The organism is Xanthomonas hortorum pv. cynarae (assembly GCF_002939985.1).
Classification (GTDB): Bacteria; Pseudomonadota; Gammaproteobacteria; order Xanthomonadales; family Xanthomonadaceae; genus Xanthomonas; species Xanthomonas hortorum_D.
Genome location: NZ_MDFM01000005.1, coordinates 186,943 through 199,383, shown reverse-complemented (window position 1 = coordinate 199,383; position 12,441 = coordinate 186,943). Strand labels below are relative to the sequence as shown.

Genomic DNA, 12,441 nt, shown 5'->3' with positions numbered 1-12,441 from the left:
CGATGGATCGAACAGCGACTCTACAATCGTCCGCGCAAGATACTCGGATTCAAAACGCCCCTCGAAGTCTTCTCCGAGGAGGTCCTTAACAGCGTTGCGATCCAGAGTTGAATTCGCCCTCGAAAAGAACGTCGGGACTTCAAGATCAACATGAGAGCGAAGGCGGAACATCCGTTTTGCATAATCAAACGCCGTTTTAGCTGCACCAAAGTTTGCCATCACGACCTGAGCAAAGAATACGTATCAGGTGCTGATGCTGGTTGCATTGTCCATCTATAGATAGCGGGTCAGCAGTTATTGCCAGTCAAGGGACAATGCTTCCTGCTAGTAAAATAAGACTACAGGACTTGCGTGGGTGACCCCACGCAAGCCAACTTCACACCTCATCTCGACGATACCATTTGTACTTCAACGATTCTGCTGATTATTCAGCTTGCCTAGCTGTTCATGATGGCCAGCAGCCGTATATAGAACATGATGCATTGTACGGGAAGCGAGCATCAAAAGACATTGCATACCGAGTTGCTCCGGGCAGATCGCTGCTGCATTTATCAATGCGCGCATCTCAACCACGAAGGGTTGCGAGAGAGGCATAGCGTATCACTCGTGTGGATAAGCTGTCGGTAAACTCGGCGGCGCGCCGCATGTAGTCAGCGCCAGACAACGCTGCCGATCACCACGCTATTGATCTATCGCGTGACACCGAAGGATTCCGGCGGTACCGTGACACTCACGCCTTGAGCCGATAACCACTGCGGAAAATCGCCGCGACCACGCCCAGGCACACGATCAGGAACAGGAACGTCATGCCGGTGCTCACCGCGATGTGCACGTCGGCCTTGCCGTAGAAACTCCAGCGGAAGCCGCTGATCAGATAGACCACCGGATTGAACAAGGTGACCTTCTGCCACAGCGGCGGCAGCATGTTGATCGAGTAGAAACTGCCGCCCAGGAAGGTCAGCGGCGTCACCACCATCAGCGGAATCACCTGCAGCTTTTCGAAGCCGTCAGCCCAGATGCCGATGATGAAACCGAACAGGCTGAAGGTCAGCGCGGTGAGCACCAGAAAGCCCAGCATCCACACCGGGTGGGCAATCTCATACGGCACGAACAGCCGCGCGGTGAGCAGGATCAGCAAGCCCAGCAGCACCGACTTGGTCGCCGCCGCGCCCACATAGCCGATCACGATCTCCCACCACGCCACCGGCGCCGACAACACCTCGTAGATGGTGCCGGCCCAGCGCGGCATGTAGATGCCGAACGAGGCATTGGAAATGCTCTCGTTGAGCAAGGACAGCATCACCAGGCCGGGAATGATGAAGGCGCCGTAGCTGATGCCGTCGATATCGCCCATGCGCGAACCGATCGCCGCGCCGAACACCACAAAATACAGTGATGTCGACAACACCGGCGAGGCGATCGACTGGGTAAGCGTGCGGAACGCGCGCGCCATTTCGAAGCGGTAGATCGCAGCGATTGCATACCGGTTCATGCGCGTACCTCCTGCTGGCGTGCACCGTGCACCAGATTGACGAAGATCTCCTCCAGCGAACTCTCGCTGGAATGCAGATCCTTGAAATCGATGCCCTGCTCGTTGAGCCGGCGCAGCAGCCCGCCAATGCCGGTCTGTTCGGCCTGGGTGTCGAAGGTGTAGATCAGGCTGTTGCCGTCGGCCGACAGTTCCAATGGCAAATCGCTCAGCGCGACCGGGATGGCCTGCAGCGGCGCCTGCAGGCTGAGCGTGAGCTGCTTCTTGCCGAGCTTGCGCATCAGCGTGTGCTTGTCTTCCACCAGCACCAGCTCGCCGCGATTGATCACCCCGACCCGGTCGGCCATGTCTTCGGCTTCTTCGATGTAATGGGTGGTCAGGATCACCGTGGTGCCCTGCTCGCGCAGCCGCCGCACCATCTGCCACATGTCGTGGCGCAGCTCCACGTCCACACCGGCGGTGGGCTCGTCCAAAAAGAGAATGCGCGGCTCGTGCGCCAGCGCCTTGGCGATCAGCACGCGTCGCTTCATGCCGCCGGACAGCGTGGAAATCTTGTTGTTGCGCTTGTCCCACAACGAGAGTTCGCGCAGCACCGTTTCCAGATACTGCGGATTGGCCGGCTTGCCGAACAGCCCGCGGCTGAAACGCACGGTGGCCCACACGCTTTCGAACGCATCGGTGGCCAGTTCCTGCGGCACCAGGCCGATGCTGGCGCGTGCGGCGCGATAGTCGCGCACGATGTCGTGACCATCGGCCAGCACGGTGCCGGTGCTCGGATTGATCAACCCGCAGATGATGCTGATCAGCGTGGTCTTGCCGGCGCCATTGGGACCGAGCAGCGCGAAGATTTCGCCGCGCTGGATTTCGAGGTCCACGTGCTTGAGCGCCTGAAAACCGCCAGCGTAGGTCTTGCTCAATCCCTGGATGGAAACGATTGGAGTCATGTGTTGGGCACTGGAACGATCAGCCGCACAGGGTAGGCCGTGCGCCATGAAGATGGGAGCAGTGTGGGTGGGATGGTGTCTCCCGAGGCGCGCCGGGGAGCCTCAGCGAACTGGACCGCGCACGCCTGCTGCGTCCGTTTGTTGGCGCATCTCTCTTTAGGAGCGCGCTTGCGCGCGATGGCGCTTTCCCGCCAACGTCCCATCGCGCGCAAGCGCGCTCCTACACAACCCGGGCGGCACCACGCTGTCGCTCCTGCGATTCCCCAATCCCGATTCCCGATTCCCGATTCCCGATTCCCGATTCCCGACTCCCGCGCGCGCAAGCGCGTCACGCCCGCTTGCGCGACTCGATCAGATCCAGATTGCGCACCAGCCGGCGCGACAGATCGTCGGAAATCTCGCGGCGGCGCGCGAGCTTGAACAACTCGTTGCGCTCGGCCACCAGTGCGGCATGACGGAACTGGCGCAGTGACTGTTCGTAGGCACCGGCCTCTTCCGGATCGGTCTCGGCCATGTCCACCGCGCCGAGCTTGCGTTGATAGCGCTGGCTGACCTGATTGGCCGCCGCGTTGTAGCGCTCGGCATGCTTGCTGCCATCCACCAGCCGCTGGCGCAGTTTTTCCACCGCTTCCAGCGCGGCGTGCGAGGCGGCCTTCACCGCCAGGTCTTCCTTGAGCTGCTCGTCTTCTTCTTCGGGCAGCTCCAGCCCGCGCAGCAGCGGCGGCAACGCCACGCTGGCGACCAGCAACGAGACCAGGATCACCGAGGCGGCCAGGAAAATCGCCAACTGGCGGGCCGGGAACGGTGAGCCGTCTTCCAGCATCAACGGCAACGTGAGCACGCCGGCCAGGGTGATCGCACCGCGCACGCCGGCCAGCGATACCGCCACCACGATGCGCCACGGCGGGCTGACATGCTGCTCGCCGCGCCACTGCGCCTTGAAGATGTTCCAGCGCAGCGACAGGAACACCCATACGAAGCGCAACGCCATCAGGCTGGCGCTGATGGTGGCCACGTACACCGCCAGCCACCACGGATTGAGGTGGCCGGCTTCCTGCACGCTGCGCACCGCCCCGTCCAGGATGCCCGGCAGCTGCTCGCCCAGCAGCACGAAGATGATGCCGTTGAAGGTGAACTGCACCGTGTCCCACACCGCCGAGCGCTGCAGCCGCATATTGCCTGGCGCGTTGCCGGCCATTTCCACGTAACTCATGGTGACGCCGGCGGCCACCGCAGCCAGGATGCCCGAAGCATGGAAGGCTTCGGCCAGCAGATAGGCCGCGAACGGGGTCAGCAGGTTGACCAGGATCGCCGAACCCGGCTCCTCGCCGAAGTGGCGCCAGATCCAGGCCTGGATGCGGCTCAGGCCGAAGGTGGTCGCCACGCCCAATGCCAGCCCGGCCAGCGCCACCCACAGGAAGGTCAGCGAGGCGGTGGCGATCGAGAAGCTGCCGGTCAGCACCGCAGCCACTGCAAACTGGAAGCACACCAGACCCGAAGCATCGTTGAGCAACGACTCGCCTTCCAGGATGTGCATCAGCCGCTTGGGGATCGGCACCTTGGAGGCGATCGAGGACACCGCCACCGGATCGGTCGGCGAGATGATCGCGGCCAGCGCGAAGGCCACCGCCAGCGGCATCGCCGGGATCAACCAATGGATCAGCAGGCCCGCGCCGACCACGGTGAACACCACCAGGCCCAGCGCCAGTTCCAGGATGGCCGCCTTGTCGCGGAACAGGCCTTGTTTGGGAATGCGCCAGCCATCCAGAAACAGCAGTGGCGGCAGGAACAACAGGAAGAACAACTCCGGTTCCAGCTCGTGCCCGGCATCGAACACACCGGAGACCACCGCGCCGAGCGCGATCTGGACCAACGGCAAGGGCAACGAGAACGGCAGGATGCGGATCAGATAACCGCTGGCCGCGACCGCCAGCAACATGGCGAGGACGACATCGATCGAATGCATGAAAAACCCGGAAGAAGAAACGGTACGCGTACGGCATCGCATCGTGCAACGCACAACTAACGCGCCGAAGGGAACATACCGGTTTGCAGGCGGCGATGAAACCACCGCGCCGCCTGGGCCTGGGCGCGGCCCTGCACGGTGACCGCCACGAGGGTGTGCTGCTGCAGCTCTGTGGCGGGTGTCTGTCGATCAGACACGGTGGATACGCTGCCGGATGGACAGGCCGAGACGAGGATGAAAGCAGCCGGCAACGTGATCGTTTGCCACGTCACGCATGCCGGCGGCATGCCTATGCAGATTGGCTGGACGCGATCAGCTGTGGTAAGCGCGCTTGTTCGCGTGCGGCTTCGATGGCCCAGTGCCCTCGACCGGGACCAGGAAGGTCGCTTCATGCAGTTTCAGCTTGGAATCGTAGTGACTCACCGTCACCTTGACCGCCTTGACTTTCTTGTTGAAGGCGTACGGCCACTTGCCCGGGCTTCTGACCGTCAGCGTCTCCGACGAGCTTGATGCGCACGGGGTAATTGCCTGCGCCGCCGTTGTCCGCATCGTTGGCATCGGACACGTCGATATGCGCTTTCGAAAACGCCAGCGTCGACGGGCCGCCGTCCTTGTAATTGGCGCTGTCGTCGAATCCGATATTTTTATAGCTATAGGTCAGCAGGATCACTTGCGTAGGAACCCAGGAGCCACCGCCGTAATTGGGACTTTTCACCTTGGCCACGCGTGCGGAATCCACCGTAAATTCCCACTCGCCCGGCACGATCCATTTCTGACCTGGCCGATAGATGTCACTCGCAGGGGCAGTAGCGGTCGCTGACGGCGCCTGCGTTGGCGTTGGCGTGACGGCTGCTGCCTGTGCAGTGCCGGATAACGCCAGGGCACCTACCGCCAACCATGCCGGCAGCACCAATCATTTGAATTCACTCTTTTTGGATTTCATGTTCTACAGCCTCTGAGCACTGATCATCACGCAAGGGCATGAATGGTAATTGCACTGTCCGGCGCCGCTTCTGCCAATCGCGAACATTCGTGCAGCATTAGGGTGGTCAGGCGACGGCTACGACTCGATGGGCTTGGTAACGGACTGATCGGGCGGCCCTTGCATCGCGGGTTGGCCATGTCGTCTTTTAAACCGTCAGTCGGCGTGTGTCTCCGTCACTGATCGAACAGACTCAACCGCAGCCCACCCGATCCACAGTTCGCCAGGATGGATATGCGATGGCGTTGCGGCACAGCATCGCCATGTAAAAAACGCGTGATGCATCCGCGCCGCAGCCGGCCGCGTATCCATCTATACGATTGCCATCCAGGTGATCGCTTACCCAAAGGATCGATACCTCATGAAGACCTCATTACAGTCGCTTGCCATTGCCACCGCCATTGCCCTGACCAGCGCGATGGCTCCCGCCTACGCGGCGTCCAACCCGATGGTGGGCGGTGCGCCGATGCTGGTGACCAAGGACATCGTCGACAACGCGGTCAACTCCAAGGATCACACCACCCTGGTCGCCGCAGTCAAGGCCGCCGGCCTGGTCGAGACGTTGAAGGGCCCGGGCCCGTTCACCGTGTTTGCCCCGACCAACGCCGCGTTTGCCGCATTGCCGGCCGGCACCGTCGACACCCTGTTGAAGCCCGAATCCAAGCCCACCTTGACCAAGGTGCTGACTTATCACGTGGTGCCGGGCAAGGTTGACGCCGCTTCGCTGATCGCCAAGATCAAGGCCGGCGGCGGCAGCGCGACGCTGACCACCGTGCAGGGCGAACCGCTCACCGCAAAACTCAATGGCAAGAAGGTCACCATCACCGACGTCAAGGGCAACACCGCCAACGTCACCATCGCCGATGTGGTGCAGAGCAATGGCGTGATCCACGTGGTCGACAAGGTGTTGATGCCGTAATTGCATCTGGCTGCAAGGCACGTCGTTGTCATTGCATGCGCAGGTAGTCCATCGGCGGAATGCAGGGGGATTCCGCCGATGGGGCGCAACCGTCACGTGCGCTGGCGTTATCGAGAAATTTTGAACGCGCGCGGCATCGATGCATCAGTGCATCCATGCATACGTCGACGTGGACAAACGCTTTTTGTAGGCCGATCCGCGTGTACCTGGAACCACGTTTCAGGTCTCGCCACCCAACCGCGAAGCGGCGGTGATGGAGTCACTGATTGCTCAGTGGCTCCACTTGGTGTCCTGGTTCTCCGACACCGTACGCGTGCCATTGCACGCGTATTTTTTTTATGGCGCGGCCGAGCTGCCCGCCGACATCGGTACGTCCAGCAGCTGGCGCAGATCTTCCACAAACCCGCGATAGCCTTCCTCGCGTGCGGCCGTCGTTGGCTGGCGCAACACCCATGACGGATGCACGGTGGTCAGCACCGGCGTGCCATCGTCCAGGCGCTGCCATTGGCCGCGTTCGCGCATCAAGCGAAAGCCGCTTCCCAACACCGCCTGTGCCGCAGTCGCGCCCAGGCAGACGATCTGCGCCGGACGCAGTTGTGCGCGCTCTGCATGCAACCAGCCACTGCAGGCCTGCACATGCGCCCGTTCCGGGTTGCGATGCAGACGCCGTTTGCCGCGTTGCTCGAAACGGAAATGCTTGACCGCATTGGTCACATAGACCGTGGCGCGATCGATGCCGATCTCGCCCAGCGCCATATTGAACAAACGCCCGGCCGGCCCGACGAACGGACGCCCGCTCAGATCCTCTTCGTCGCCTGGCTGCTCGCCGATCACCATCACCGATGCATCGTTCGGCCCTTCGCCAAAAACCGTCTGCGTTGCCGGTTGCCACAACGCGCAACGCCGGCAATCGCGCGCGGCCACGCGCAACTGTGCCAGGCTTTGCGTGGCCACTTCCGGGATCGGCGCTGGCGCGACCGGCACTCGCCGCCGCACCGGTTCGGGCGCACGCTCGGCCATCTCGCGCACGCGCACACCCGCCTCGCGAATCAGCTCCGGCAACAAGCTCGCCTCGGGCAGGTTCTTCCAGTATTTCTGCGGCATTTCCTGCCGCATCATGGTGGGATTGAGCCGCGCCGGATTGAAGATATGCGCGTAATAGGTGCGCCACAGCGTCTCCTGCGCATCGTCGGCCGGCACTTGGGTGCGCACCGCACCCTCGCCGAACGTCAACGCCTCGCCATCCCAGCGCACGCTGCGATACGGAGTCAGAATCGCCCAGCGCATTCCGGCGAAACGGCGCGCGAAAAACGGCGCCACCCGATCCACGATCCAGTGTTCGGGCTCGAACCACGCCACGAAGTCTTCCTCTTCCACCGGCAAGCGCCGGAAGCGCACGAATGCCTTCATCTTGTGCGTATCGCGTTGCACCGCCTTCTGCCACTGCGCCACCCGGTGCACATCGACATCGGTCGCCCGCTCCAGCAACGCCCGCTCGCCGGACGCCACCCGCCACAACAACCGATACAACACCGCATAGCGCTGCGGGTCGCGATGACACAGCACCGCCCCCGCCATCTGCAAAAACTCTGCCGAGACTCGCGGCGCGGCAACCACCGCCGGCAGGTCCAGCAGCCCCTGCCCCATCAACAAGCCACCCTGCACGCCACCATTCCACGCAATCGCGTCAGGCTCCACCTGCGCACACCACCCCGCCCGCGCCAGCGCACGCCATGCATCAAGACTCCAACCTGGCTCAACTTCAGCGCTGAACATCGCTTACACCTGACCTCAAGATTTCCGATCTCGCCATCGCTCTACTGGCGGCACTATCGTTGCGTTGTTGCGATTTTCTCGCGGGCTTTTGCTGCTACTGCTTATCGCTTGTCGCTTGTCGCTTGTCGCTTGTCGCTGTTGATTTTGCTTCACCAAGTCGCCTTAGAGCGAGCCGCGCACCGCAGCCATGCGTGGCCGAAGAGGCGCCCTGTCTGAGCGCAGCGAGTTTGGGCGCCGTGCCGCGCATGGCGAGGAGCACAGGGCACCGGTGCGGCTGTATCGCACCGGATCGCGTCAGGCGACAGCGGTTTTGGTTACTTTTGCCAAGACAAAAGTAACCCGCGCCGCAAGGCGTGGAAGCTCTTGGAGCAGGGATTCGGTGGTGGGAATTGGGGATTCGTAGAAGCAATCAAGAACTTCCAAGTCATGCGTGCGGCCGTACCCTCATCCGCCCTTCGGGCACCTTCTCCCGACGGGAGAAGGGACAGGCGTCAATCGAACAAACTTGCCTGTCGCGGTGCCGGCGCCAACTGCGCGCGTAACCGCACCGGATCATCCAAGCGCTGGCGCGGATGATGATCCAGCACACTCACAAACGGCAGCAGCTTCTTCATCGGCACCCGCAACCGCGCCAAATCTCCCACCCGCAAGCGCGCATGCCTGCGCGACAACAGCAAGCGCTCCACGTTACGCGTGCCCAGGCCCGGTACGCGTAGCAGCATCTCGCGCGGCGCCGCGTTCAAATCCACCGGAAAGCGCTCCGGATTGCGCAACGCCCACGCCAGCTTCGGGTCCACATCCAGATCGAGCATGCCGCTGGATTGCGACGGCGCGATTTCTTCCACGCTGAAGTCGTAGAAGCGCAGCAACCAGTCGGCCTGATACAGCCGATGCTCGCGCTGCAACGGCGGCGCCTGCAGCGGCAACTTGGAGGAGGCATCCGGGATCGGGCTGAACGCCGAGTAATACACCCGGCGCATCCGATAATTACCGTAGAGATTGTGGCTGGTGTCCAGAATGCTGCGGTCGTTGGCGTCGTCGGCGCCGACGATCATCTGCGTACTCTGCCCGGCCGGTGCAAAGCGCGGCGGCTTGGCGCGGCGCACTTTTTCGGCCTTGCGCTCGAGCTGATTCTCTTCGATGCGCCAACGCAGTTCGCCCATCGCCGCGCGAATGCCGCCGACGCTTTTTTCCGGTGCCAGCAGCGTCAAGCCCTGCTCGGTCGGCAACTCCACGTTGATGCTCAGTCGGTCGGCGTAACGACCGGCCGCCGCCAGCAATTCCGGCGTCGCATCGGGGATGGTCTTGAGATGGATGTAACCGGCGAAGTGATGCACCTCGCGCAGCTGCCGCGCCACTTCCACCATCTGCTCCATGGTGTAGTCGGAGTTGCGGATGATGCCGCTGGACAGGAACAGGCCTTCGATGTAATTGCGCTTGTAGAAATCCAGCGTCAGCGTGACCACTTCTTCCGGCGTGAAGCGCGCGCGGCGCACGTTGCTGGACACCCGATTGACGCAGTACGCGCAATCGAAGATGCAGAAGTTGGTCAGCAAAATCTTCAGCAGCGAGACGCAGCGGCCATCGGGCGTGTACGAGTGACAGATGCCCATGCCCTCGGTGCTGCCGATGCCGCCGGTGCCGAGCGAATTGCGCTTGTTGGCGCCACTGGAGGCGCAGGAGGCATCGTATTTGGCGGCGTCGGCGAGGACGGCGAGCTTGTCGAGGATTTTCACGCGAGCAGGATGCAGCGAAGGCGTCTCAGCTTATGAGACTGCACAGCACGCATCGTGAATGCTTCAGAGCGCTGTGGTGCGGGCGCCATGCCTTGGCGTTGTGCGGCTGGCTGGCTACCTGCGCCATACGTGATGGCGGTGGTGCCCAGCTCGCCGCCGCCATACGTCATTGCTGCGGGGCGGCGCGCCGTCTGAGCCATGCGTGATGCCTATGGTGCCAGCGTGTCACCGGCACATGCCTGATGGCAACGGTATCGGCATGCTGCCGGCACCTTACGTGTCGGCCATAATGCCTGCATGCTGCAAGCACGGTGGACTCATGCGGCAACCGGATCCGCCAGCGCGCGATTCCCATCGAACCGGTAGATATCCATGGCCAGAAGGCCGGCATCGATACCGGCATCGATGCGCTGCGCGCCAAGCCGGTCGTCGCCCGCCGCGCCCATCGCCACATACAGCGGCAGCAGATGCTCGTCGGTAGGATGCGCGCGCGCGGCATGCGGTGCCTGGCGGCGATAGTCCAATAGCGCAGCGATGTCGTTGTCGACCAGCTTGCGTTCGGTCCATTCGATGAAGGGCCGCACGTAGGGCGCCTCGCGCTCGGCGCTGTAGCCCTGGCGCGCGTCGTTCAGGTTGTGGGTGATGCTGCCCGAGCCGATCACCAGCACACCTTCATCGCGCAACGGTGCCAGCGCGCGGCCCACCGCGAACTGGTGGGCCGGGCCGAGCTCTGACTGGATCGACACCGACACCACCGGAATCTCGGCAGCCGGATACAGCAGGCGCAGCGGCACCCACACGCCATGATCGAAGCCGCGCTGCGGGTCCAGGTGCGGATGCAGGCCGGCCTGTTCCAGCCGACGCAGGATCTGTTGCGCCAACGCCGGCTCGCCGGGCGCGGGATACTCCAGTTCGTACAGCGGCGCAGGAAATCCACCGAAGTCGTGGATGGTGGCCGGCCGCGCCGCGCCACTGACCAGCGGGCGGCGGCCCAGCCAATGCGCCGATGCAACGACAATCGCGCGTGGCCGCGGCAAGGTCTGCGCAAGCTCGGCCAGGCGCTCGCCGACCTGCCCCGGCTGCAGCGCAGTCATCGGCGATCCATGCGAGATGTACAGGGAAGGCAAGCGGGTCATGGACGACTCCTCGTAAAGAAAAACAAACCGCCTCAGCGCGCCGGCTTCAACGCCAGGGCGCCATCGCCAAGCAGCGATTACACGATCAGCAACACCGCCCACAGCGCCGGGTATTCCCAGCCGCCGCCCGGATTGGAGAAGCCGAAGCCATTGGCGCCATGCACGCTGACGATGGTGCCCAGCAGCAGCGGCACGCCCAACAGCGCCACCCAGCGCGCGTAGATGCCCAACAGCAAGGACAGGCCCAGGCCAAGCTCCAGCGCGATAGTGAGGTAGCCCAGCGCGCCCGGCAGGCCGAGCGACTGGAAATAGGCCGCCGTGCCGGCCGGGGTGAACACCAGCAGCTTGGTCAGGCCGTGCACCAGGAACAGCGCGCCCAGACTGATGCGCAACAAGGCCGTGCCGTAAGCGGCGGTACGCAGGGATGCAAGAGAAGTGGACATTTGACAGACTCCGGTGAGGACCTGCACAGCCTATTGCTTACAAATTTCTGATAAATAGTTTCGATTCGGATAATTAATTGCGATCAAAGCAATAATCGGATCCACCATGGATACCCTCGACGCAATGCGCGTGTTCACCGCAGTGGCCGAACGCAGCGGCTTCAGCGCTGCAGCCGACGCGCTGGACCGCTCCACCGCCAGCGTCACCCGCCAGGTCGCCGCGCTCGAACAGCGGCTGGGCACCCGCCTGCTCAACCGCACCACCCGGCGGGTCAGCCTGACCAGCGCCGGCACCGCGTATTACCAGCGCTGCCTGCAGCTGCTCGCCGATCTGGACGACCTGGAGGCCACCGTGGGCGCCCAGGCGCTGGAACCGGCCGGGGTGCTGCGCGTCAACGCGCCGGTGAGCTACGGCATCGAGCGGCTGGCCGCCTTGCTGCCGGGCTTTCGCGCGCGCTACCCGCAGGTGGAGCTCGACCTGTCGCTGTCCGACCGCCTGGTCGACATGGTGGAAGAAGGCTTCGATGTCGCCATCCGCATCACCCGCCAGCCGGCGCCGACGCTGATCGCCCGCCAGTTGGGCAAGGTGCGGCTGCTCACGTGCGCGGCGCCGGCCTATCTGGCACGCGCGGGCACGCCCAGCCATCCGTCCGACCTGGCCGGCCACGAATGCCTGCTCTATCACTACTCGCCCAATGGCGACGAAGTGCGCTTCCATGGCCCCGATGGCGATACCACTGTGCGCATCCACGGCGGGCTGCGTGCCAACAACGGGCATGTGTTGAGCGCGGCGGCGGTGGCCGGCCAGGGCATTGCGATGCAGCCGGATTTTCTGGCCGACGACCATCTCGCCGCCGGGCGCCTGGTACGCATTCTTCCCGAGTACGAGCTGGCCGATATCGGCATCTTCGCGGTCTATACCAGCCGCAGCCATCTGGCGCCGAAGGTGCGCAGCTTCATCGATTACCTGGTCGAAACGATGGGCGAGTGCGCATCTGGTCTGGCGGCCTCGGCAACAGTTCGTCCCGGCAGTGGTCATTAACCTGTCGG

10 protein-coding genes and 1 pseudogene are annotated in these 12,441 nt (G+C 63.2%); 3 read left to right on the top strand and 8 right to left on the bottom strand.

Annotated elements, in window-relative coordinates; genetic code table 11:
• Nucleotides 1-111 (top strand): annotated as a pseudogene (locus tag XcyCFBP4188_RS05590) (IS30 family transposase); the annotation flags it as partial.
• A gap of 619 nt (nt 112-730) precedes the next feature.
• On the opposite strand, the gene XcyCFBP4188_RS05585 reads toward XcyCFBP4188_RS05590, so the two are convergent.
• From XcyCFBP4188_RS05585 to XcyCFBP4188_RS23335, 4 genes are all read right to left on the bottom strand, one after another.
• Complete coding sequence (locus XcyCFBP4188_RS05585) at nt 731-1,492, bottom strand: ABC transporter permease (RefSeq protein ID WP_006448574.1); 762 nt, start codon at nt 1,490-1,492, stop codon at nt 731-733.
• A complete protein-coding gene (locus XcyCFBP4188_RS05580; RefSeq protein WP_006448573.1) occupies nt 1,489-2,433 on the bottom strand; it encodes an ABC transporter ATP-binding protein in 945 nt (314 codons plus the stop codon). The genes XcyCFBP4188_RS05585 and XcyCFBP4188_RS05580 overlap by 4 nt, the downstream gene beginning before the upstream one ends.
• A gap of 328 nt (nt 2,434-2,761) precedes the next feature.
• Nucleotides 2,762-4,399 carry a Na+/H+ antiporter gene (locus XcyCFBP4188_RS05570; RefSeq protein ID WP_104591759.1) on the bottom strand — a complete coding sequence of 546 codons (1,638 nt, stop codon included), beginning with the start codon at nt 4,397-4,399 and terminating at the stop codon, nt 2,762-2,764.
• A 388-nt stretch (nt 4,400-4,787) separates the two neighbouring features.
• Nucleotides 4,788-5,312, bottom strand: a complete 525-nt coding sequence (locus XcyCFBP4188_RS23335) for a hypothetical protein (RefSeq protein WP_228996240.1) — start codon at nt 5,310-5,312, stop codon at nt 4,788-4,790.
• A gap of 430 nt (nt 5,313-5,742) precedes the next feature.
• On the opposite strand from XcyCFBP4188_RS23335, the gene XcyCFBP4188_RS05555 reads away from it, so the two are divergent.
• The gene (locus tag XcyCFBP4188_RS05555) at nt 5,743-6,300 is read left to right on the top strand and encodes a fasciclin domain-containing protein (protein WP_006448569.1); all 558 of its coding nucleotides are present in this window, start codon (nt 5,743-5,745) and stop codon (nt 6,298-6,300) included.
• Nucleotides 6,301-6,636: 336 nt separating this feature from the next.
• Here XcyCFBP4188_RS05555 and XcyCFBP4188_RS05550 read toward each other — a convergent pair whose 3' ends face one another.
• The 4 genes from XcyCFBP4188_RS05550 to XcyCFBP4188_RS05530 form a co-directional block, all read right to left on the bottom strand.
• On the bottom strand, nt 6,637-8,076 hold the full coding sequence (locus XcyCFBP4188_RS05550; protein ID WP_006448568.1) for a UdgX family uracil-DNA binding protein: 1,440 nt from the start codon (nt 8,074-8,076) through the stop codon (nt 6,637-6,639).
• 491 nt (nt 8,077-8,567) lie between these two features.
• Nucleotides 8,568-9,812 carry a putative DNA modification/repair radical SAM protein gene (locus tag XcyCFBP4188_RS05540; protein WP_006448567.1) on the bottom strand — a complete coding sequence of 415 codons (1,245 nt, stop codon included), beginning with the start codon at nt 9,810-9,812 and terminating at the stop codon, nt 8,568-8,570.
• 317 nt (nt 9,813-10,129) lie between these two features.
• Nucleotides 10,130-10,948 carry a DODA-type extradiol aromatic ring-opening family dioxygenase gene (locus tag XcyCFBP4188_RS05535; RefSeq protein ID WP_043907131.1) on the bottom strand — a complete coding sequence of 273 codons (819 nt, stop codon included), beginning with the start codon at nt 10,946-10,948 and terminating at the stop codon, nt 10,130-10,132.
• Between the two features lie 77 nt (nt 10,949-11,025).
• Complete coding sequence (locus tag XcyCFBP4188_RS05530) at nt 11,026-11,391, bottom strand: DoxX family protein (RefSeq protein WP_104591758.1); 366 nt, start codon at nt 11,389-11,391, stop codon at nt 11,026-11,028.
• 106 nt (nt 11,392-11,497) lie between these two features.
• Between XcyCFBP4188_RS05530 and XcyCFBP4188_RS05525 the strand changes: the two genes are divergently transcribed.
• Entirely contained in the window at nt 11,498-12,433 is a 936-nt protein-coding gene (locus XcyCFBP4188_RS05525) for a LysR family transcriptional regulator (protein ID WP_104591757.1), read from the top strand.
• The last annotated feature ends 8 nt before the right edge of the window (nt 12,434-12,441 follow it).